The organism is Bacillus proteolyticus (genome assembly GCF_001884065.1).
Lineage (GTDB): Bacteria > Bacillota > Bacilli > Bacillales > Bacillaceae_G > Bacillus_A > Bacillus_A proteolyticus.
Genome location: NZ_MACH01000068.1, coordinates 97,048 through 117,159, shown reverse-complemented (window position 1 = coordinate 117,159; position 20,112 = coordinate 97,048). Strand labels below are relative to the sequence as shown.

26 protein-coding genes and 3 pseudogenes are annotated in these 20,112 nt (G+C 35.8%); 25 read left to right on the top strand and 4 right to left on the bottom strand.

What is annotated here, in order from left to right:
* Window positions 1–351: DUF4183 domain-containing protein (locus BAQ49_RS10565; protein ID WP_071745281.1), on the top strand; the 351-nt coding region annotated here is incomplete at its 5' end.
* A 54-nt stretch (window positions 352–405) separates the two neighbouring features.
* Here the strand turns inward: BAQ49_RS10565 and BAQ49_RS10560 are convergent.
* Complete coding sequence (locus BAQ49_RS10560; protein ID WP_002119123.1) at window positions 406–690, bottom strand: DUF4183 domain-containing protein; 285 nt, start codon at window positions 688–690, stop codon at window positions 406–408.
* Window positions 691–1,302: 612 nt separating this feature from the next.
* A complete protein-coding gene (locus BAQ49_RS10555; RefSeq protein ID WP_071745280.1) occupies window positions 1,303–1,518 on the bottom strand; it encodes a spore germination protein in 216 nt (71 codons plus the stop codon).
* Window positions 1,519–1,663: 145 nt separating this feature from the next.
* On the opposite strand from BAQ49_RS10555, the gene BAQ49_RS10550 reads away from it, so the two are divergent.
* The 4 genes from BAQ49_RS10550 to BAQ49_RS10540 all read left to right on the top strand — a co-directional run bounded on the left by BAQ49_RS10550 (window position 1,664) and on the right by BAQ49_RS10540 (window position 3,125).
* Window positions 1,664–1,786: a DUF3983 domain-containing protein gene (locus BAQ49_RS10550; RefSeq protein ID WP_071745279.1), complete on the top strand. Its 123-nt coding sequence runs from the start codon at window positions 1,664–1,666 to the stop codon at window positions 1,784–1,786.
* Window positions 1,787–1,901: 115 nt separating this feature from the next.
* Window positions 1,902–2,072: a hypothetical protein gene (locus tag BAQ49_RS32865; protein ID WP_084667387.1), complete on the top strand. Its 171-nt coding sequence runs from the start codon at window positions 1,902–1,904 to the stop codon at window positions 2,070–2,072.
* Between the two features lie 28 nt (window positions 2,073–2,100).
* Entirely contained in the window at window positions 2,101–2,583 is a 483-nt protein-coding gene (locus tag BAQ49_RS10545; RefSeq protein ID WP_071745278.1) for an ArpU family phage packaging/lysis transcriptional regulator, read from the top strand.
* A complete protein-coding gene (locus BAQ49_RS10540) occupies window positions 2,583–3,125 on the top strand; it encodes a site-specific integrase (RefSeq protein ID WP_071745277.1) in 543 nt (180 codons plus the stop codon). The genes BAQ49_RS10545 and BAQ49_RS10540 overlap by 1 nt, the downstream gene beginning before the upstream one ends.
* Before the next feature lie 133 nt (window positions 3,126–3,258).
* Here BAQ49_RS10540 and BAQ49_RS10535 read toward each other — a convergent pair whose 3' ends face one another.
* Together BAQ49_RS10535 and BAQ49_RS34250 are read right to left on the bottom strand one after the other, a co-directional pair.
* Complete coding sequence (locus BAQ49_RS10535; RefSeq protein ID WP_071745276.1) at window positions 3,259–4,638, bottom strand: alpha/beta hydrolase family protein; 1,380 nt, start codon at window positions 4,636–4,638, stop codon at window positions 3,259–3,261.
* Between the two features lie 146 nt (window positions 4,639–4,784).
* A pseudogene (locus BAQ49_RS34250) lies at window positions 4,785–4,877 on the bottom strand (ABC transporter ATP-binding protein); the annotation flags it as partial.
* Between the two features lie 69 nt (window positions 4,878–4,946).
* On the opposite strand from BAQ49_RS34250, the pseudogene BAQ49_RS10530 reads away from it, so the two are divergent.
* The 20 genes and pseudogenes from BAQ49_RS10530 to BAQ49_RS10445 all read left to right on the top strand — a co-directional run.
* Window positions 4,947–5,152, top strand: a pseudogene (locus BAQ49_RS10530) (IS4 family transposase); the annotation flags it as partial.
* A gap of 388 nt (window positions 5,153–5,540) precedes the next feature.
* Window positions 5,541–5,942 (top strand): annotated as a pseudogene (locus BAQ49_RS34095) (DUF1259 domain-containing protein); the annotation flags it as partial.
* A 96-nt stretch (window positions 5,943–6,038) separates the two neighbouring features.
* Complete coding sequence (locus BAQ49_RS34090) at window positions 6,039–6,398, top strand: DUF1259 domain-containing protein (RefSeq protein WP_341865884.1); 360 nt, start codon at window positions 6,039–6,041, stop codon at window positions 6,396–6,398.
* Window positions 6,399–6,897: 499 nt separating this feature from the next.
* Window positions 6,898–7,284 carry a DUF3942 family protein gene (locus BAQ49_RS10520; protein ID WP_071745274.1) on the top strand — a complete coding sequence of 129 codons (387 nt, stop codon included), beginning with the start codon at window positions 6,898–6,900 and terminating at the stop codon, window positions 7,282–7,284.
* A gap of 158 nt (window positions 7,285–7,442) precedes the next feature.
* Window positions 7,443–7,610, top strand: a complete 168-nt coding sequence (locus tag BAQ49_RS32860) for a hypothetical protein (RefSeq protein WP_084667385.1) — start codon at window positions 7,443–7,445, stop codon at window positions 7,608–7,610.
* Window positions 7,611–7,671: 61 nt separating this feature from the next.
* Window positions 7,672–7,902: a hypothetical protein gene (locus BAQ49_RS10515; RefSeq protein ID WP_071745273.1), complete on the top strand. Its 231-nt coding sequence runs from the start codon at window positions 7,672–7,674 to the stop codon at window positions 7,900–7,902.
* 299 nt (window positions 7,903–8,201) lie between these two features.
* Window positions 8,202–8,537: an HNH endonuclease gene (locus tag BAQ49_RS10510; protein WP_071745272.1), complete on the top strand. Its 336-nt coding sequence runs from the start codon at window positions 8,202–8,204 to the stop codon at window positions 8,535–8,537.
* Between the two features lie 127 nt (window positions 8,538–8,664).
* A complete protein-coding gene (locus tag BAQ49_RS10505; protein WP_070142289.1) occupies window positions 8,665–9,027 on the top strand; it encodes a hypothetical protein in 363 nt (120 codons plus the stop codon).
* Window positions 9,024–10,682 carry a terminase TerL endonuclease subunit gene (locus BAQ49_RS10500; protein ID WP_071745271.1) on the top strand — a complete coding sequence of 553 codons (1,659 nt, stop codon included), beginning with the start codon at window positions 9,024–9,026 and terminating at the stop codon, window positions 10,680–10,682. Before BAQ49_RS10505 ends, BAQ49_RS10500 begins: the two co-directional genes overlap by 4 nt.
* A gap of 8 nt (window positions 10,683–10,690) precedes the next feature.
* On the top strand, window positions 10,691–11,854 hold the full coding sequence (locus BAQ49_RS10495; protein WP_071745270.1) for a phage portal protein: 1,164 nt from the start codon (window positions 10,691–10,693) through the stop codon (window positions 11,852–11,854).
* The gene (locus BAQ49_RS10490) at window positions 11,838–12,620 is read left to right on the top strand and encodes a head maturation protease, ClpP-related (RefSeq protein WP_071745269.1); all 783 of its coding nucleotides are present in this window, start codon (window positions 11,838–11,840) and stop codon (window positions 12,618–12,620) included. The genes BAQ49_RS10495 and BAQ49_RS10490 overlap by 17 nt, the downstream gene beginning before the upstream one ends.
* Window positions 12,621–12,639: 19 nt before the next feature.
* On the top strand, window positions 12,640–13,797 hold the full coding sequence (locus BAQ49_RS10485) for a phage major capsid protein (protein WP_071745268.1): 1,158 nt from the start codon (window positions 12,640–12,642) through the stop codon (window positions 13,795–13,797).
* A 19-nt stretch (window positions 13,798–13,816) separates the two neighbouring features.
* Window positions 13,817–13,999 (top strand): hypothetical protein, encoded by a 183-nt coding sequence (locus BAQ49_RS10480; RefSeq protein WP_071745267.1) that lies wholly within the window; start codon window positions 13,817–13,819, stop codon window positions 13,997–13,999.
* Window positions 14,000–14,004: 5 nt separating this feature from the next.
* A complete protein-coding gene (locus BAQ49_RS10475) occupies window positions 14,005–14,301 on the top strand; it encodes a hypothetical protein (protein ID WP_071745266.1) in 297 nt (98 codons plus the stop codon).
* Window position 14,302: 1 nt separating this feature from the next.
* Entirely contained in the window at window positions 14,303–14,668 is a 366-nt protein-coding gene (locus BAQ49_RS10470) for a phage head closure protein (RefSeq protein WP_071745265.1), read from the top strand.
* Window positions 14,661–15,008, top strand: a complete 348-nt coding sequence (locus BAQ49_RS10465) for an HK97 gp10 family phage protein (RefSeq protein WP_071745264.1) — start codon at window positions 14,661–14,663, stop codon at window positions 15,006–15,008. The genes BAQ49_RS10470 and BAQ49_RS10465 overlap by 8 nt, the downstream gene beginning before the upstream one ends.
* Window positions 15,005–15,334, top strand: a complete 330-nt coding sequence (locus tag BAQ49_RS10460; RefSeq protein ID WP_071745263.1) for a hypothetical protein — start codon at window positions 15,005–15,007, stop codon at window positions 15,332–15,334. The genes BAQ49_RS10465 and BAQ49_RS10460 overlap by 4 nt, the downstream gene beginning before the upstream one ends.
* Entirely contained in the window at window positions 15,335–15,898 is a 564-nt protein-coding gene (locus BAQ49_RS10455) for a major tail protein (protein WP_071745262.1), read from the top strand.
* Window positions 15,899–15,916: 18 nt separating this feature from the next.
* Window positions 15,917–16,279 (top strand): hypothetical protein, encoded by a 363-nt coding sequence (locus BAQ49_RS10450; protein ID WP_071745261.1) that lies wholly within the window; start codon window positions 15,917–15,919, stop codon window positions 16,277–16,279.
* A gap of 231 nt (window positions 16,280–16,510) precedes the next feature.
* Complete coding sequence (locus tag BAQ49_RS10445; RefSeq protein WP_071745260.1) at window positions 16,511–20,089, top strand: phage tail tape measure protein; 3,579 nt, start codon at window positions 16,511–16,513, stop codon at window positions 20,087–20,089.
* The last annotated feature ends 23 nt before the right edge of the window (window positions 20,090–20,112 follow it).

The following is a 20,112-nucleotide window of genomic DNA, read 5'->3' as shown; positions in this document are numbered from 1 at the left end:
GGGCCTCAAGGGCTGCCCGGGCCTCAAGGACCGTCCGGCCCTCAAGGGCTGCCCGGACCTCAAGGACCGTCCGGACCTTCAATTCCAAGTCCAATACCAGCAACAAATTTAATGTACTTTACTTTTTCTGACGGACAGAAACTGGTTTATACAAATAGTGATGGTAAACCTTTACTTGGAACAACTCAAATATTACCACCAGGTGAAGTCTCGTATATGAATTTATTTATTAATGGTATGATTCAACCGCAAACTGAATATCAAGTTACAGCTGGACAATTGACTTTATTAGGTCCGGAGCCTCCTTTTGAAGGAGTACCAATTGTTTTACAGTTTATCATTATTAATTAGTGTGTAGGTGACTAAAAAGAGCAGGGTGACTTGTCACCCTGCAAAAAAAGTTAACTATGTTACAACAAACTCAATGATTAGTGGGGTAGCTCCATCAAGCACAGCACCACCAACAATGGTGATTGCAGTAGTGGTAACTCCTGTTACAGTATCTGCAGTTTGTAGCACACCGTTAATATATAAGCTTAAATACGCATATGAAGCTGGAAATGTCGTGACAGCACCTGCATCATTTGTAAAATCAGTATTAGCAAAAGTTAAATCTGCCCCAGCCGCAGTCCCTGTTCCTGCTGTACTGACAAATCTTCTACCAGCTATAAAGGGTTTAACAATAGGCATTTATTTTCACTCCTTTTTTATTTAGTTGAACAAACAGAAAGCTTGTCCATCCAGTTTATACTATGTTGTGTTTGAAATTGTGAAACGGCTTATGTACTAATATGTTAGTGCAATTCCTAAGTTTGGTGTAACAGATATATTTTTGGTAAGAGAAGATGGTGAAGTATAAAAACTACATTTAATTCACAAGTTTTCATAAAAAAGCACTAAATAACAGTGCTTTTTAAAACGTGGTCTACCGTGAGCTTTTACATTGACAGTGCATATGTATATCAGTTTAGAAGTAAAAAGAGAACTTTAAATGTCTAAGGAGGATCTGGTAATGTGAAGAAACAAAAATTTCATTTTGTAGAAAAAAAACCCCTAGTTTCCTAGGGTAATGGTATAACAGCTCAATATATTTTATTCTTTTATATTGTAACGTAATATTATGTTAAAAACATCAGGGGAATGTAACCAATTGCAGAAAATAAGAGCAGCTAGCAAAAGCTAACTGCTCCCTACAAGGAGATACAGAGAAAACTTCTTTAAATGAATTCTGGCTAACAGCCTACCAACAGTATTGGCGGAATATTCAGTTTTATTTAGGGGGATAGAGGGAAATGAACAATTCTAGAATGTCCCAACTTGGTTTTGGTCTGCAACATCAGAATCGAATGTGTTTGTTGCACTAACACCGCTAAATGTATTGACAACAAAAGCAACGCTTGATGAACCTGAACCATTATAAGCTTTTGTATTTTCCTTTGGAGACACGTTATAAAAATCACCTAAGTTGAAAGAACCGTTACTATTTTGTACAACCAGATTTCCAACAACAGATGGCATAGTTTTCACCTGCTTTCTTAGAAATTATTTAAATTAGCATATGGTTTATGAGTCTAGATGTGCATCTGGATCTGAAAATTTTAAAATGAAGGTTGTTAGAAAACCTAACAAAATAATCCTTTTAATAGAAAGTGAGGTTAGGAGAATGAAAGCTTTGAAGAAAAGAAAAATCCGAAAAGCAATTGCTCGTCGTGCAAAAGATGTGGAGAAGTATCAAGTGAATAAAGCTTGGAGAAACATTTTTGTACAAGCTGATATTTTAAAGTGAATGCAAACAGAATATAGTCCGGCTAGAAAACTAGAGGACACCAGTTCATTAAAGCAGCAATTATGGCTGTTTTACGAATAGGTGTCCTTTTTATTTTGAAAAGGGAGATGGGGAAATGAAGGTGTTAAAGGATCAACTACGTGAATGGAAAAAGAAATCCAAGCAAGGAAAGAAGAAAAATAAGAAAAAACAAAAAGAGAAATTAAGTACTCGTGACATTGAGGATTTAATGGGGATGCATAGAACTTGTTATGAACGAAGACGTGGAGCAATAAGACAAAAGTAATCTAAAAATAAAAAAGGAGTGGTCTTACATGACTAAACAATTATCTTTCTTACCAAAAATTGATAGAACAGCGACACAAGAGGAATTAGAAGGCGTGTTGGAAAGTGTACGTATTTATAGACAATTTGGGATGATGCGTAAAGAAATGAAAGTCACTCCTTCTTATGAAATAAGAGAACATGGCCCTACATATTCAGTTGGTAAGCCTTTAGAAGATGTTGCTATGGAAAACATTCAACAAAGTAAGAGAGAAGAGTGGCTTGAAAGAATTTCATTACGTATTGATCAATTTCTAAATCGATTAGGAAATGGACGTGCAGGAAGTATTCAAAGGGATATTATTTGTAAACGTTATTTAGAAGAAGAGGATGTATGTGATTACATGGTTTATAACGAAATTGGAATGTCAGAGCGTACTTATCGACGTTGGAAGTCCAAAGCATTTTATAAACTTGCTTTTGCGCTTGGATTAGAAGTTTACGAGACAGAAGAAACTGGAGGTAATGAATAATGAATTTTGTTCAACCGATACGTGAGCCAGAGCAAATACAGCAGCTAAAAGAGTATTTTAAGGAAAAGAACTTACGTAATTACATTCTCTTCATTATGGGCATTAATACAGGCCTGAGAATCTCAGATATTTTGAAACTGAAGGTAGGAGATGTCAAGGGCAGTCATATATCTATGAGGGAAAAGAAAACAGGGAAACAAAAAAGAATACAAATTACCGCATCTCTTAAAAGAGAGCTTAAATGGTTTATAGAAGAAAGAGAAGATAATGACTACCTATTGCAAAGTAGACAAGGGAGGAATCGTCCAATCGGTCGTAGCATGGCATATAAGATACTAAACGGAGCTGCGGCAGAATTCGGATTAGATGAAATAGGCACACATACACTGAGAAAGACGTACGGGTATCATATGTACATGCAAACGAAAAACATAGCATTACTTATGGAGATATTCAATCACTCGTCAGAGAAGGTCACGTTACGTTATATAGGTGTAAACCAAGATGCAATGGATAAAGCAATGACTAGGTTTAAAATCTAATCATTGCTTTTTTCTTTTTAAATCTAGGGGTAACAAGGCAAATAATAGATATGTCTGAATCACTTGGATGAAATTATTAGTTTCAAAAAAGCCTTCACGCAATGATGATTGCATGAAGGCTTTTGATGTTTTCTTATTTTTTTGTCTCATTGACCCATGTAATAATGTCCTGGATGACGTACTCGGGAACATTGGCAGGGATTTCGTACTCACTTGGAAGACTCAATTCCCCGTCACCCTCCGTGAAGAAATGATTCAATTTCGGGTATTCTTTGAACTGAACATTCCCGCGGTTTGAAAGTCCTTCCTGCCATTTTGTATATTCATCTTTTACTGTTACTTGATAATCGCGTGCCCCTTGCAGAATCAGTAAAGGCTCTTTTCGTGATTTTGCCTCCTCAACTGGACGCCACCTAGTAACATCATACATAAAATGAGGGGACGGAAACGGAAAATTGTAGCCAGCTGGCGGATGGTCAGGATTGAAAGTAGGATCCAGGATAAAAGCGAACTGTCTTTTTAGTTCATCGATTACTTCCTTTGGCGCCCCAAGGTATTGACTCACATCAATGGCAGTGTCAGTCAAAGGGCGTGCAGGTGGTGCGAGTAAGATACTTCCTCGAACAAGTGAGGAAGGCGCTTTGCTCAGTATACGCGGCATTGTGCCAGCTCCTTGGCTATGTCCGAGAATGAAAATATTATTTGGATCAATGCCCTCCTGCTGCGCTGCTGATTTTGCTGCATATATGGCATCATCTGTAGTATCACGGTCTAACGTAACAGGTTCTGCACTCATCTTTAATGCGTGTTCTAAGGTACGTTTTTCATAACGCAACACTGCAATTCCGTTGGATGAAAGGCCCACCGCAAGGTCTCGTAAAATTTTTGTTCCCAAGTATGTAGCATCGCGATCATGGATGCCAGCACCATGAACAAGAACAACGACGGGTACCTTTTCACCAGGCTTATGTTTCGGAACCGTTAATGTGGCTGGTAACGGATATGTAGAATTTCCAATGACGATTTCACGTTCTTGATAGGAAGCAGGTTGATCATAGCTAGGATGCGGGATGGTATAAGATTCCTGGGGCGGCCTTTCTCCAACTTCATCTACTTTCCCGCCAGGTGTGAATTTAATGAGTAACGGTATGGTAGTTCCTTTAATGGCTCCTGGAATTTCCACCGTCTGATGGACCAAGTTTCGTTCTTTTATTACAGGTGTTCCCATGATTTTTATCCCACTTTGTGTCCACCAGTTTTGTAATGTGTTTGCTGTAAACTTGGATTGAAAAGCAGCAGACGTCAACTGGAGTGCCTCTGCATACTTACCTTGCTGGAGATATTCAAAAAATAATGATGTACGCTCCGTTAAAGGGACTAATTTCTTTTCTGCAGATTGTTCCTCACGTGTATCTGCGTGAGTAGCTGTTGTAAGCGGGAAAGATGAAACGCCTAAAGAAAAGAGTAGGATAAAGGAAAGTGCTGATTTTTGTATTTTCTTTTTTTTATTCATGTTTTAACCTCCAATATGTGATGGTAAAAAAACAGGTATGGTAATTAGGGTTCTGGTGCAAAAACTTCAAAATATCTGCAAGTAATCTCCCAAACTTGGACATACTGATATTATTAATCTAAAAAAGGCCGTGATGATCAGTATGGAATAGCAAAATCGTCTAAACCATTGATAGGTTCATCTAAAACCAACAGTTCTGGTTTTGTCGTAATCGCTCTGGTAATTCCTAACCTCTCTTCCTTCACTTTATATTTTGATTATACGAAACAAAGCTCTCGTTTTTCTTACTTGATCCTTACAAATTCCTTAAGTGTATAAAATTTGTAAAATACCACTTTCTATTTCTTTATCAATCTCTACAAAAAGATACTCGAAAACTATCAAAAATCTTGCTTCGTTTGTTTAATTTTTTGCAGAAAAACGGAAGGGAATCTCATCGATATGAGAAGAAAAAGTCTTTGATATATTGGGTGTCATGTACAATTGTTTCGTTAATCATAATCATGTAGCTTAATTAAAAAAATGAAACCCGTTAGGGTTTATTTGGTATACAGATTTTTAGATAGCTGATATCACCTCTTTAGAAAACAGAAAAAATCTAGTTGAACGGACTTTACTTAATCTTAGGTTGTGGTGGTACCCCTATATAGTTACTCATAAATTTTGTACTGTGTAACTCAAAAGAGAAAATTTAATTAAGTCAATGATAGCAAGGGATTCAACGAATGGGTCAGTTACACACAATATAAGATATGAGTAATTGGGAGAAATCTGATACAAGCTATGATTTTCTATTAATTTTTTCATTATTGTCCAAGCTAATAATGGATTGCTAGAATAGCATATATTGTCTTCTTCAATTTAAGGAAGATAATCCTATAAAATTTTAGGAGGAATATAATATGGAAGAAAACATACGAATAGTAGAACCAGTATTTGGGAATTTATGCCAACGATTTTTTGATATTTTAGGAGGTACTGATCATTCAATTGATCCAGGACCTGTATGTACTGTAACTCGAACTAGAATATTTGATGCAACAGTTTTAGGAAGAAAATCAAATTCACCTTTGGTTAATTATCAATTTTTTTCGTTTGAATCTCTTGATGAATCAGGAAATGCACTTTGTTTAGGTGAAACTGCAGCTTTTGAAAATCAGATTGAACAACTCCTTTCTAATCTTCGTGATCGCGGTATTACCGTATCAGGTTTGCATAATCACTGGATAGATGAAAATCCCCGTTTATTTTATATTCACTGGGAATCAATAGATGATCCTATTGCATTTGCGAGAAAAACAAGAGAAGCTATTGATTTCTTAGGTCCAGTATTACCACCAGATTTACCACCACCTGTAGTATCTCCAGAATTTCAAGAATTATGTGATGCATTTACTACAATGTTAGGTGGTGAAGGTGAAATTGAATCAGGGCCCGTATGTTTTGTTATGCGACCTTTAAATTTTGAAGCGACTATCTTAGGAAGAACTACAAATTCACCTCTAGTGCATCATCAACTCTTTTCGTTTGAGTCCCTTGATTCATCGGAAGTTGCACTTTGTTTAGGTGAAACTGCAACGAATCAAGAGCAGACCAATCAATTGATTTCAAATCTTCGTCAAGTTGGTTTCATAGTTTCAGCATTTCACAATCACTGGTTAGAAGACGATCCTCATTTAATATATGTTCACTGGGAAGCGTTAGATGATCCTCTTGCATTTGCGAGAAAATCGAAAAATGCGCTTGCGTTTTTGGGTTAGTTTTAATAATGGTTGTTAATGAAAAGACCTTGCTATTTTATAATAATTGGCAGAGTCGTGACCGCTTTTTGGCAGTAAATGTGCCGGTTGTTTTGGAATCAACGTGATATATTTGTATTGTGAGCAGTGGCGGAAAACACGACTCATAAAGACTCCTTTATAATCTGTATGTCTAAACGGTTTCATAATGATGGCACATAAAATCCGAAATCAGCAGATGGTACTGATTGAATGCTACTGTTATTAAGAAGAGCTTTTGCTCTTCTTCCAGTTACTTAATATTGTTGGAGCAGATAAATGTAGCGGCATTAGGCGATTGGAAGAAGAATAAAACTTCATTTACCGTATTTATATAGTGATAAAATAAGATTTTGACGAAAGGGCAACTGGTGCACGGTTGCTCTTTTTAATAGTTTTAAAGAGGAAATATATGTTGCTTATGTTAAAATTAACATTTGACAACGATTCTAAATTTAATTTTAACAGAGGTGTATAAAAAATGATGACTCTAGATGCGACTATTAGTAGGTTAAAGTCTTATATTGGTGAAGTAGAAGAAGATATGCTATTCGAAAAGTTTGATGAACTATCTCCGCTTTTTCAAAAAATGTGTGATGAGTTTCCACTGAGCGGTGAAAAAGAGAATTTAATAATTAATCTAAAGGATAGTAAATATATTAAGATTGAAGATACTGTGCTTCGTTTTGTAGTTAATCAAGAAAAAAGAGTGATAGACGTTGAACAAAGATCTGGTACGGGTGTTACTAAGTTAGATGAGTTATATTTATTGGAAAATGAATTGTATTCTTCAAGAAGTGGAATGCGATTTTCTGAATGGCGATTTAATAGTTATTTAAAAGAAGTTTTTGCAGAAATTCTAGATTAAGTGTTAATACAGTTAAAAATTAAAGCATTCCTTATGGAGTGCTTTTTATTATGGAAAAAGTGTATAAGTCGTGTGAGAGTTGAAAAAATAGTATATTATCTTTCTCAATGTAAATATTAAGTAAAGTGTTTAATATCATACATAAAAGGTGGGGTAATATGAGTGAAAATAAGAAAAATGAAGAATTGAATAAGGTGAAGAAGTATTATTTTAATGAGGATAATCAACCAGTAGCTGGTATAGAGTTAACTTTGCCGCCTGATATAGGAAGCATGTTAGACCCGAAATCAGATAATGATGAAAGTAGAGAAAGTAATAATGAATAAGTTTAATCTAAGCATCCATTCGGGTGCTTTTTATTATGGGATTCAAAAGGTGGTGTAAGTAATGGATGCAATGTTACAAAACATCAAATTGAAAAAGAAACTCGAATATTTATCTAATTTAGCTATAGAAAATCAAGAGCTAAAGGAATCGATAAAAGAATTGTCGGTCACTGTGGAAGAATTAAAACAGGCACTTGTTAATTTACAAAATGATCTAAGAAGAAAGATAAGTGAAGAAGACATTTTGGAAGCTATCGTATGTGCGATTGAAGAAGTGAAAGAAATAGATTAAAGGAGTGAGGGAATGACGTGGTTGAGCTTCTTTATTGGATATTGTGTAGGAATGACACTCTGCTTACTTATTATGATTCAGTTCATTAAGGCTAAGGAAGTAGAAGAATTAGATTGATAAGGAGTGAGGATAGATGTGTGAGCATAAGCATCAAGTATTAGATAGTGAGACTACTTCTTTCTATTCTGATGCTAAACATTATGGCTTGGATATCTCTGCTACTTTCTACTGTGAGAAGTGCCTTGATATTCAACATCGAGAGAAGCGGATTGATACAGGTTTGATTGAGGTAAAGGATAGTGAATGAATACAAAACCAAACAACAGAAGCGTAAGTTCTATGACAGTGGTGAATGGAAACAGTTACGTGAACAAGTAAAGAAGCGAGACAACTATGAATGCCAAGAGTGTAAACGAAACGGTCGTGTTCAAACTGATACAAACGAATACAGTGAGAGTGCCAAGCGTAAGAAGATACAACTCGTTGTCCATCATATAAAAGAATTAGAACATCATCCAGCGCTTGCATTAGAAATAGATAACTTAGAAACAATCTGTGTGGATTGCCACAATAAAGAACACGGTAGAACATTCAAAAAGAAAATAAACAAATGGGAAAATGATGAGAAGTGGTAAAAATGATTCAGAAACAATACCCCCCCTTAAAATATTTCACCTTTTTTCGTCTAAGGGGCACCGGAGGAGGGGGTCGATTTTCCAAATTTATCAGCAATATTGCGCATGAGGGAGGGGGTACCCATGAATGGCTAAATTAAGTAGATCAAAACAAGACGAAATGATTGCAGAAGAAGTTAAAAAATGGCATGAAATTTTCAAAGATATTTCGAATGAAAAACGTGAAGCAGCCACAAGGTTAATTGAACGTGTGGCCTTTATGACAATTACTCTTGAGATACTAGAAGATGAAATTAAACTAAAGGGTCCAACCATTAAATATGAGAATGGTTCACAAAAAATGACCGTGGAAAACCCCTCCCAAAAATCATACAATACGATGATTAATCGTTATACGGTTGCATGTGATAAACTGTTTAATTTATTACCAAAAGAAATTGCTGAAAATGAAAAACAAAAAACAAAGCGCTCAGCTAAAGATTTAACATGATTCAGAATCAATATGTCAGTGAATATATAGAAATGTATCGAACAGAGAAAATTAAGCTAAACAAAGAGCGCATAATGCTAATGGAGTACCTGGAGAAATATATATTAACTCGTGACGATTTATATTTCGATACTGAAATGCATGAGGATTATATAAAATTCACTGAGAAATGGTATTTCAAATTGCAGCCATTTCAAAAATTCCTAACAGCATTCGTCTTCCTCTTTTATAAAGAAGATGATTCTGTATTTTACGAGCAATTTTTAATTATGATGGCTCGTGGTGGTGGTAAAAATGGTTTGATTTCATCGTTATGCCATTTCTTTATTAGTCCATTACATGGAATAGATCGCTACAATGTTTCTATTGTGGCCAACAATGAGAAGCAAGCAAAAGTTTCTTTTCGTGAAGTGTATGATTCAATTGAAGGTAAAGAAGTATTAGAAGACATGTTTTACCGCACTAAGGTTGAAATACTTGGTAATGATACAAAAAGCGTTATGCAATATCACACATCTAATGCAAGTTCTAAAGATGGACTTCGTGACGGTTGTGTTATTTATGATGAAATACATCGATATGAAAATTTTGATGTAGTAAATGTATTCTCTAGTGGACTTGGAAAAGTACCAAATGCTAGAGAATTTTTTATTGGTACAGATGGTTTTGTTCGTGATGGATTCTTAGACAAGACGAAAGAACGAGCGATGAATATTCTTAAAGGAAAAGATTTAGAAGATCCATTGTTTCCTTTTATCTGTAAGATTGATGATCCAGAAGAAATTGATAATCCAGAAGTGTGGGAAAAAGCGAACCCGATGTTTAGCGAGCCGAGAAGCGCCTATGCTAAAGGTTTATTTAAAAAGGTATTAACTCAATATAAACAGTTAGCAAACAATCCATCTAATCGTGAAGAATTTATAACGAAACGTATGAACTACCCTGAAACAGATTTAACAAAGTCTGTTGCTCCGTGGGAAGAAATAATTCGTACTGGTTATGAAGAAGATGGGGAAACACTTAGAGAAATTCCAGATCTAAGACATAAAACAGCTGTGGGCGGCCTCGACTTCGCCAGCATCAAAGACTTCGCATCAGTAGGGTTATTGTTCAAGAATGGTGAGGATTACATTTGGAAAACACACTCCTTTGTACGAAAAGGATTCTTGGATAAAGTGAAATTAAAAGTACCTATTAAAGAATGGGAAGAACAAGGATTACTTACTATTCTAGATGAACCGGTTATTAATATCTCTCACATTGTAGATTGGTTTGTAAAAATGCGTGAGTTATATGGGGTTAATACGATTGTAGCTGATACATTCCGTCTTGATCTTGTTAAAACGGCACTTGAAGCTGAAGGTTTCATATTGTTATATATTCGTAATCCAAAAGCTATTCATTCTTTATTAGCACCAAGAGTTGAAACATTATTTGCAAACAATCGTATTATTTTTGGAGATAATCCATTAATGCGTTGGTACACCAACAACGTCTACGTCCACATCAAAAAAGACGGCAACAAAGAATATCTGAAAAAAGATGAATTTAAGCGTAAAACAGATGGATTCCAAGCTTTCATTCATGCACTATGGCAAGCGGATAACATTCTTGTGGATGAATTCGACTTTATGCTGGATGGTATTAAGTTTTAATAAAGGGGGTGATAACCATTGGATGGTTAGATACAGTATTTAAAAGAAATAGTGAACTAGGATTTATGTTTGATGTAGAAATGTTTATTGAAAAGGCAAACAGAGTCCACATGAAGCGACTAGCGATTGATACCTGTATTTCTTTTTTAGGAAGAACAATTAGCCAGTCAGAATTTAGAGTGAAAAACGGTGAAACATTTGAAAAGGATGAACTTTATTACCGATTAAATGTTAGGCCTAATAAGAACATGACAGCAAGTACCTTTTGGGAGAGATTCATTTACAAACTTATTTATGATAATGAAGCTCTAATTATACAAGCTGATGATGGTAATCTACTTATCGCTGATGATTTTGAACATAATGAATACGCTGTGTTTGAAGATACTTTTACAAATGTCACAGTAAAAGATTATCAGTTTAAAAGAAGCTTTAAACAAAGTGAAGTCATTCATTTAAGATATCGGAATGATAAATTATCACCACTCATTGATGGTCTTTTTGCTGATTATGGTGATTTATTCGGTAGAATATTAAACTCACAAAAGCGTAAAAATCAAATTCGCGGAACAGTTGATATGGACATGCTTGCTGCAAAGAGTAAAGAACATCAATCAAAGCTGCAAGAGTTCATTGATAACATGTATAAAGCGATTGGAGAAAAAGATGTTGCTATCATTCCACAACAACCTGGATTCAAATACGCTGAAACATCGGGCGGTGGGAACTCTGGTCAAAGTGTGGAAGAAATAAACAAAGTAACGAACGGCTTCTTAAACCAAGTAGCAATGGCTTTTGGTATTCCGACAGCTTTGTTATATGGCGAAATGGCCGATGTAGATAAGCAAACGAAGAATTACATGCTTTTTACAGTAAATCCTTTATTAAAAAAGATTTCAGATGAAGCAAACGTTAAATTCTTTGAAATGAATGAGTATCTATCAGGACAAAAGATTGAAGTTAAAGCTATTTCCTATCAAAACATATTCGACCTTGCAACAAGTATCGATAAACTTATTTCTTCAAGTGCATTTACAGGAAATGAAATTCGATTAGAAGTAGGGTATGAAGTTTCTGATGATCCTAATTTAAACAAACATTACATTACGAAAAACTATACAGAAACGAATTTAAGTAAAGGAGGTGAGAATACAAATGACGGTGAAAATTGACGTTAAAGGGCCAATTATTTCAAATGATGAAGCCTGGATTTATGATTGGTTTGAAATGGATGCTGCAAGCCCAGGTAAGGTTTCAAAAGAACTTACTAATGCCAATGGTGAGGATTTAATCGTATCAATTAATAGTCCTGGTGGTTATGTACACGAAGGATCAGAGATTTATACAGCATTAAAAAATTATCCGGGTAATGTGGAAGTTCAAATTGTTGGTTTAGCTGCAAGCGCGGCTTCAGTTATTGCAATGGCTGGTGATAAAGTTCGAATTTCACCAACAGCGCAAATTATGATTCATAATGCTTCTATGTATAACGGTGGAGATCATCGTGACATGGAAAAAGCTGCTGAGATGTTGAAAACAACAGATCGAGCAATTGTAAATGCTTATGTCATTAAAAGTGGTAAATCTGAAGAGGAACTACTTAATATGATGGCTGAAGAAACTTGGATGGGCCCACAACAAGCATTAGAGAATAATTTTGTGGATGAAATCATGTTTATGGATAATCCGGTTAAAATGACTGCTTCAGCTGTCACTTCTGCCATGCTTCCACAGAAAGTAATCGATGGTTTTAGAAATGGAACACTTAATAAAGGTAAAACTGAAGGGATTACAAAAGAAGATTTAAACGCTGCATTATCAGGGCTAAAAAACGAAATACTGAATGATTTACAAACTAATACAGAACCAAAACCAAAAGAGCCGAATCCGAAACCTGTAAAAAATGGTGGGATTAAAGGGCTCTTTTTAAAATTATAAAAAATGGGGGAAACACATAATGACGATTAAATTTAATAAATCTGAAGCATTTAGTAAAGCGAAAACAAAATTAACGGATGCTTTAACTAATGCAGAAAGTACAGAACAGGAACAATCAACTGCTTTTGAAAATTTCTTTGATGCAATGCAAACGGATGTAATTAACACGGTACGTAATCAAGTAAATGATGAAATGTTAGATCGTTCTATTCTTCAACAACGCGGTCAAAATGTATTAACGGCAGCGGAAACAAAATTCTTTAACGCAGTTGTACAAGATGGTGGATTTAAAGATGGTTCTATTCTTCCAGTTACTACACAAGAACGCGTATTTGAAAATTTAGTTAAGGAACATCCTTTACTTGATGCTTTAGGTCTACAAGATTTAGGCGCGGTTACTAAGTTCATTTATTCTGATGCAACAAAAGCGTATGCATGGGGCGAACTATTTGGCGAAATCAAAGGACAAGTTAATGCTGCATTTAGATCTGAACAAATTGGCCAACTTAAATTAACTGCATTCGCAGCTATTCCAAACGATATGTTAGAACTTGGGCCAGAATGGGTTGAACGCTATGTTCGAACTTTATTAGTAGAAACATATTCAGTTGGTTTAGAGTTTGGGTTTGTAAATGGTGGTGGTTCTGTTGCACATCAGCCTGTTGGTTTAATGAAAGATGTAAATCCAACTACAGGCGCTGTTACTAATAAAACATCATCAGGTACATTAACATTTGCTCCTTCTGAATTCGGTGAAGTTGTGGCTGGAGAACTATATGAAGTAGTAAAGGCATTATCTACTGATGCAAAAGGGAAATCGCGTAAAGTATTAAATAAAATTGTAATGGCTGTAAATCCTGTGGATGCTATTGGTGTACAAGCACGTAACACAATCCAAACAGCAACTGGTCAATGGGTTATGGCATTACCTTATAACATTCAAACTGTGGAATCTGAAGAAGTACCAGTTGGTAAAGCGTTATTCTTTGTTAAAGATCAATATATTGCAGCAATCGCTGGTGGATATAAACTTAAAAAGTTCGACCAAACATTAGCGATTGAAGATGCTACGCTTTATACAATTAAACAGTTCGCTAACGGTAAACCAAAAGATAATAAAGCGGCTCTTGTTTATGATTTAAAGATTTCTTTCGTCCCTAAAGCTCCAACAGTTTAATTAGGAAGGTGAATAAACTATGTCTTATGTAGTAATTAATGCATTTAGGGATAAAGAGGATAATAATCTACTATATCAAGCGGGCGAAAAATATCCTAAAAGTGATTATAAACCACCTAAAAAACGATTAAATGAATTGTCGAAAGAACACCAAACACATAAATGCGTTTTTATTCAAGAAGTGAAAGAAAAAGAGGAGTGATGTAAATGAGCATCACAACTATTTCATCTGAAATATTAATTCAATTTAAGGAAAGGATGCGATTAGGTGATGATGAAGATGCTAATCTAAACCGTATCCTTTCTGCATCTAATAAAGAATTAATAAGAATATGTGGATCTTATGACATAAATAATGATGAAGCGTTCAAAGAATTAGTTTTTGAGCGCTCTCGTTATGTCTATAATGATGCACTTGAATATTTTAATAGTAATTTTTTAACGATGATTAATAGTTTCAGCATTGAAAAAGCATTAGAAGAAATTGTATTGGACGGTGATTGATATGCGTCCTTTTCAGTATAAGAAGCCATTAAATACAGGTGATTTTAGGAATAGAATTATTATCGAACAACCAATAGCGATAGAAGATGAATTAGGTCAAACAAGTGAAGATGAAATAACGTGGAAAGAGTTAAAAAAAGCGTGGGCTATGATAAAAACGCTAAAAGGCTCTGAATACATTGCAGCTTCAGCTTCACAAGCGACAAAAACATATCGTTTTGTTATCCCATTTACTTCTGTAATTACAGAAGAAATGCGGATTAATTTAAAAGGGCGTATCTTTGATATTATCGAACCGCCTATGAATGATGATGAGATGAATCGAACATTGACCATCATTGCAAAGGAGAGTGTGGGAGATGAATGATTTTGCTAGTGAGATTGCTAGAGAATTGCAAAGATATGCAAATTTAGTAGCAGAAGATATGGAAGATGCAAAAGAAAAAGTAGCGGATAATCTTGTGGGGGAATTAAAGCAAAAAAGCCCTAAAGATACAGGGAAATATGCTAAAGGTTGGCGTAAAAAGAAAGATGGCGATGCAATTATCGTCCACAATGCTTTGAAGCCACAAGTTACACATTTATTAGAGAATGGTCATGCAAAAGCGAGTGGTGGTCGTGTTTCAGCTCAAGTTCACATACGTCCATCTGAAGAAAAAGCGATAAACGACTTCACCGAACTTGTGGAAAGGGCGATTCAACAATGACATTAAGTGAATTAAAGGGAATTCTTGATGCTACAGGTTATCCTGTGGCCTATTCGCATTTTACAGCAACGCCTGGTAAACCAGTACCTAAACCACCTTATATTTGTTATCTTGTGGATGGCTCTCCTAATATGCCAGCCGATAACAAGGTTTATCACGAGATAAGTGATGTAAGTATTGAGCTTTACACAATTAAAAAGGATTTAGTTGCTGAATCCAAATTAGAAAAAGCCTTAGATGATCATGAGATACCTTATGAATCATTTGAGGCTTTTATTGAATCTGAAAAAATGTATCAAAAAACATATGAAGTGAGGTTGTTATAGATGGAGAACAAAGTGCAATTTGGTTTAAAAAATGTTCATTATGCAACATTTGATGAAAAAGACGGTGTGGTTACATTTGAAACGCCAACTCCTCTTCCTGGTGGGGTTGAACTGACATTTGAACCACGTGGAGATTTAATTGAATTCTATGCAGACGATATGCTTTATTACGCTGCAAGTAATAACCAAGGTTATGATGGTACGTTAAGTATTGCTAGTATTCCAGAGAAATTTGCTATCGATGCATTAGGTGAGCAACTAGATGAAGTTGATGGTGTATTAAATGAGTTAGCGGATGCAAAAGGAAAATCTTTCGCATTGCTATTTGAATTTGATGGTGATAAAAAAGCAACGCGTCATGTTATGTATAACTGTTCAGCGAGTCGTCCAACACTTGCATCTAAAACGAAAACAAACTCTGCTGAACCTAATACAAATGAATTGAAATTTGTGGCCAGCCCTATCAATCTGAACGGAAAACGCGTAGTTAAAACAAAGACAACTTCTAATACTACTCAAGCTATTTATGATGGTTGGAACACAGAAGTTTATAAAAAGAAATAATAAAAGGGGCTTAAATAGATGGAAAAGACAATTACAATTGATGGTAAACAAGTCAGATTAAAAGCTACTGCGGCAACGGTTAAACGTTATAAAGCGCAATTTAGACGCAATTTATTTGCAGATTTGATGGGGTTAGGGTCGATTAATGCTTTAACTTCATCAGATGGATCAGAACAACCTATTGATATGTCAAATGTTGATATAAGTAAAGTAGACTTTGAACTTATTTATGATTTGACTTGGTTATACGCTAAAACAGCTGATTCAAATATTCCTGATCCTATGACGTGGCTGGATGGATTTGAGGAATTCCCGATTGAAGAAATTATGCCAGAAGTCATGGAATTAGTTCAAGTTACTATGGGAGCAAAAAAAAAATAAAGAAAAATAATGGAGAGCAAGGGACTTTCGGTGATGAAGAGTTAACAACCGATACGTTCCTTGCTCTTTGTTATAAAGCAAAGTTAACACATGGCGATTTGGAAGAAATGACCGTTGGTGATTGCTTTGATTATATTGCTGAATTTGCTGAAATGGAAAATCCAGATAAAGAAAAAGTAAGAAAAGCGAATCAAAAAGATTACGATTCTTTCTAAGAAATGAGGTGAAAATATGGCAGGAAGAATTAAGGGAATTACGGTTGAAATTGGCGGTAATACCGTTGGTTTACAAAATGCTTTAAAGGACGTAAATAAACGTAGCAATGATTTAGCAAAAGAGTTAAAAGATGTAGAACGTCTTTTAAAATTTGATCCTGGTAATGTAGAAGCATTAGCTCAGAAGCAAAAATTACTCACTCAACAAATTGAAAATACAACTGACAAACTAGATAAGTTAAAGGCAGCAGAACAACAAGTACAAGCTCAATTTCAAAACGGAAAAATTTCTGAAGAGCAATATCGTGCGTTTAGGCGTGAAATTGAATTTACAGAAGGGTCACTTAATGGTCTGAAAAATAAGCTTGGAAGCATGAAAGCTGAACAGGAAAATGTAGCTAGTTCCACAAGACAACTAGAAACATTGTTTAGAGCGACAGGAAAAAGTGTTGATGATTTTGCAGGCGCGTTAGGAAATCGTCTTGTGAATGCAATTAAAAGTGGAACGGCTACAAGTAGACAGCTAGAACAAGCAATTGGAATTATCGGCCGAGAAGCATTAGGGACAGAAGCAGATATTGAAAAGTTACAACGTGCGCTTCGCTCTGTGGATGATGGTAACTCAATACAACAAGTCCGAAATGAATTAAGAGATTTACAGCAAGAGGCCCAAAGGACAGAAAGAGAATTTAAAGAATTAGATATCGGTTTAGAAAATGTTCTTGGAGCTATGGTAGCTGGTGGCGGTATTGCAGGAACAATTGAAAAAGCGTTGGATATGTCAAAGTTAAAAACAAAAATCGATATAACTTTCGATGTTCCGGATTCTTCAAAAAAATCAGTAGAAGAAGCTGTGCGTGGTATAACCGCTTATGGTGTGGATGCAGAAGCGTCTTTAGAAGGTGTACGTAGGCAGTGGGCTTTGAATAAAGGTGTAAGTGATGAAGCAAATGCAGCAGTTGTAAAAGGAGCTGCGGCAATCGCACAATCATATGAAGGTATTGATTTCACCGAATTAATTCAAGAAGTGAATGAAATAGGCAATGAATTAGGGATTTCGCAAGAAGGCGCCCTTGGTATGACGAACGCTTTACTTAAAATAGGTTTTCCACCAGAACAATTAGACGTTATTGCTGAATATGGCGGGCAGCTAACACGAGCAGGCTATAACGCTGAAGAAGTCCAAGCGATTATGGAAGCTGGGATTGAAACAGGAACATGGAATATTGATAACCTTTTAGATGGTTTGAAAGAAGGGCGCATCAAAGCGGCTGAGTTCGGTCAAGGTGTCGATAAGGCTATGAAGGAAACACTGGAAGGAACTAATATCTCAGCTGAACAATTACAAAAATGGGGACAATCTGTTTCTAAAGGTGGAAAAGAAGGGTCTGCCGCTATGACAGAGATTGCAGCGGCTTTAGCCAATGTGGAAGATCAAACGAAGCGAAATGAGCTAGGTGTTAAACTTTTCGGTACAATGTACGAAGACCAAGGTGAAAACATAACATATGCGCTACTTGGAGCGCAAAGTAAAGTAGTTGATTTTGATAAGAACCAACAGAACTTAAATGAATCTATCAAAAAAATGGATGCAAACCCAGCTATAAAGTTTCAAAAGGCTATGCAAGATTTACAAGTTGCGCTCCAGCCTGTTCTTAGCGTTGTAGCCGATCTTATTTCTAAATTTGCTGAATGGATTTCTGATAATCCTAAATTAGCGGCAACATTAGCGGCAGTTGCAACTGCCATTGCTATAATTTCAGGTGCGATTATGGCACTTGCGCCAATAGTTGTGACGGTCATGAGTATCTTCGGGATTGGAGCGGCTGCAGCGGCTGGGATAGTTGCCATTGTGCCGATTATCATAGCCGCTATAGTCGCTTTAGGTGTAGCAATTTATCAAAACTGGGAATCTATAAAACAATGGACGATAGATACCTTTAATATTATTGGAGAATATTTATCTGAATTGTGGAGCGGAATAGTCGAAACATCATCAGCATGGCTATCTTCCCTTGTAGAATCAGTGTCTAGTTGGTGGTCTTCTCTAGTAGAATCAACGACAACATGGTTATCATCAATGGTTGAAACGGCATCGACTTATTGGTCATCTTTAGTTGAGACGGCTTCCACATGGCTATCTTCTCTAGTTGATACAGCAACAGGGTGGTTGTCTTCTTTGGTTGAATCTGTATCAAGTTGGTTCTCTTCAATGGTCGAAACAGCATCTCAATTTTTTATGCAATTGTTCCAAAAATGGATGGAAACCTGGCAATCTATTCTTACATTCTTAGATCCAATTATCTCGTTAATTTCTACGGTTCTTGAAGCAGGGTGGCTATTAATACAGGCAGGTGCACAAATCGCTTGGGCGGCAATATCTCAATATATCATTCAACCAATCCAAGAAGCTTACAATTGGGTAAGTAAACAAATCGGTGAATTGGTTAATTGGTTGGGTAAACAATGGGAAATTGCAAAGGCTATAACGCAAATTGCATGGGGATTATTTAAGCAATATATTACTCAGCCTGTCCAAGAAGCTTGGAGCTTAGTGAAAGAAAAGTTTAGTGATTTAGTTTCTTGGCTTGGTTCACAGTGGGAAAAAGCGAAGTCTTACACACAAGCAGGATGGAATTTAATAAAACAGTATGTTATTCAGCCAGTTCAAGAATTGTGGAATACAACAAAAGAAAAACTTGGAGATTTAGCAAACTGGATATTAGGAAATTGGGAAAAAATAAAATCCTATACACTTGCAGCTTGGAATTTGGTGAAGAAATATGTGATTGATCCAGTAACTGAAGCTTATAATTCAGCGAAACAAAAATTCACCGATTTATATAATTTAGCTAAAGAAAAATTTGATTCTGTGAAGAATGCAGCACAGGAAAAATTTGAAGCAGCTAAACGATTTATTATTGATCCAATAAAAGATGCAGTGGATAAAGTAGAAAAATTTATTGAGAAAATTAAGGGATTCTTTACTAATCTAAAATTAAAAATTCCAAAGCCTGAAATGCCACCTCTTCCACATTTCAGTTTACAAACAAGCACGAAAAACGTTTTAGGAAAAGATGTTACTTATCCATCCAGAATCAATATTGACTGGCGCGCGAAAGGCGGTATCTTCACTAAACCGACTATCTTTGGGATGAATGGTGGAAACTTGCAAGGTGCTGGTGAAGCTGGACCGGAAGCGGTTTTACCATTAAATAAAAAGACACTTGGAGACATTGGTGAAGGCATTGCTAAAACTATGATTGGGACTACCGGATCTATGAGTCAATTAATGGGTGATATGAGTCGCATGATGGATAGTTCTATGAGCCAGTTATCAGGCTTAAAAACTGTTATGAGTGGTGTGTATGGAAGTATGTCAAATAGCAGACAAGCCATGACAAATACTACCGCAAACCAAGTATTCAATTATTCACCTGGTCAATCTGGTTTTAATGGAGCGATACCAACACAAGGTGGTGATTTAGTAATTGAAGTTCCTGTTATTTTGGAAGGACGAGATGTAGCACGTGGTACTTTCAAATATACAACCGAGTATCAAGATAGAGAAGCAAATAGAAACTCAGCCTTTTAGGTTAGGGTTTCTTTTATTTTATT

Excerpts from the sequence above, each read along its gene's own strand:
- BAQ49_RS10480 (WP_071745267.1), top strand. The coding sequence starts at position 13,817 with ATGTCTTATGTAGTAATTAATGCATTTAGGGATAAAGAGGATAATAAT.
- BAQ49_RS10500 (WP_071745271.1), top strand. The coding sequence starts at position 9,024 with ATGATTCAGAATCAATATGTCAGTGAATATATAGAAATGTATCGAACA.
- BAQ49_RS10460 (WP_071745263.1), top strand. The coding sequence starts at position 15,005 with ATGACATTAAGTGAATTAAAGGGAATTCTTGATGCTACAGGTTATCCT.
- BAQ49_RS34090 (WP_341865884.1), top strand. The coding sequence starts at position 6,039 with ATGTTAGGTGGTGAAGGTGAAATTGAATCAGGGCCCGTATGTTTTGTT.
- BAQ49_RS10540 (WP_071745277.1), top strand. The coding sequence starts at position 2,583 with ATGAATTTTGTTCAACCGATACGTGAGCCAGAGCAAATACAGCAGCTA.
- BAQ49_RS10475 (WP_071745266.1), top strand. The coding sequence starts at position 14,005 with ATGAGCATCACAACTATTTCATCTGAAATATTAATTCAATTTAAGGAA.
- BAQ49_RS10490 (WP_071745269.1), top strand. The coding sequence starts at position 11,838 with ATGACGGTGAAAATTGACGTTAAAGGGCCAATTATTTCAAATGATGAA.
- BAQ49_RS10515 (WP_071745273.1), top strand. The coding sequence starts at position 7,672 with ATGGATGCAATGTTACAAAACATCAAATTGAAAAAGAAACTCGAATAT.
- BAQ49_RS10545 (WP_071745278.1), top strand. The coding sequence starts at position 2,101 with ATGACTAAACAATTATCTTTCTTACCAAAAATTGATAGAACAGCGACA.
- BAQ49_RS10450 (WP_071745261.1), top strand. The coding sequence starts at position 15,917 with ATGGAAAAGACAATTACAATTGATGGTAAACAAGTCAGATTAAAAGCT.
- BAQ49_RS10550 (WP_071745279.1), top strand. The coding sequence starts at position 1,664 with ATGAAAGCTTTGAAGAAAAGAAAAATCCGAAAAGCAATTGCTCGTCGT.
- BAQ49_RS10470 (WP_071745265.1), top strand. The coding sequence starts at position 14,303 with ATGCGTCCTTTTCAGTATAAGAAGCCATTAAATACAGGTGATTTTAGG.
- BAQ49_RS10555 (WP_071745280.1), bottom strand. The coding sequence starts at position 1,518 with ATGCCATCTGTTGTTGGAAATCTGGTTGTACAAAATAGTAACGGTTCT.
- BAQ49_RS32865 (WP_084667387.1), top strand. The coding sequence starts at position 1,902 with ATGAAGGTGTTAAAGGATCAACTACGTGAATGGAAAAAGAAATCCAAG.
- BAQ49_RS10485 (WP_071745268.1), top strand. The coding sequence starts at position 12,640 with ATGACGATTAAATTTAATAAATCTGAAGCATTTAGTAAAGCGAAAACA.
- BAQ49_RS10535 (WP_071745276.1), bottom strand. The coding sequence starts at position 4,638 with ATGAATAAAAAAAAGAAAATACAAAAATCAGCACTTTCCTTTATCCTA.
- BAQ49_RS10455 (WP_071745262.1), top strand. The coding sequence starts at position 15,335 with ATGGAGAACAAAGTGCAATTTGGTTTAAAAAATGTTCATTATGCAACA.
- BAQ49_RS10560 (WP_002119123.1), bottom strand. The coding sequence starts at position 690 with ATGCCTATTGTTAAACCCTTTATAGCTGGTAGAAGATTTGTCAGTACA.
- BAQ49_RS10520 (WP_071745274.1), top strand. The coding sequence starts at position 6,898 with ATGATGACTCTAGATGCGACTATTAGTAGGTTAAAGTCTTATATTGGT.
- BAQ49_RS10445 (WP_071745260.1), top strand. The coding sequence starts at position 16,511 with ATGGCAGGAAGAATTAAGGGAATTACGGTTGAAATTGGCGGTAATACC.
- BAQ49_RS10505 (WP_070142289.1), top strand. The coding sequence starts at position 8,665 with ATGGCTAAATTAAGTAGATCAAAACAAGACGAAATGATTGCAGAAGAA.
- BAQ49_RS32860 (WP_084667385.1), top strand. The coding sequence starts at position 7,443 with ATGAGTGAAAATAAGAAAAATGAAGAATTGAATAAGGTGAAGAAGTAT.
- BAQ49_RS10465 (WP_071745264.1), top strand. The coding sequence starts at position 14,661 with ATGAATGATTTTGCTAGTGAGATTGCTAGAGAATTGCAAAGATATGCA.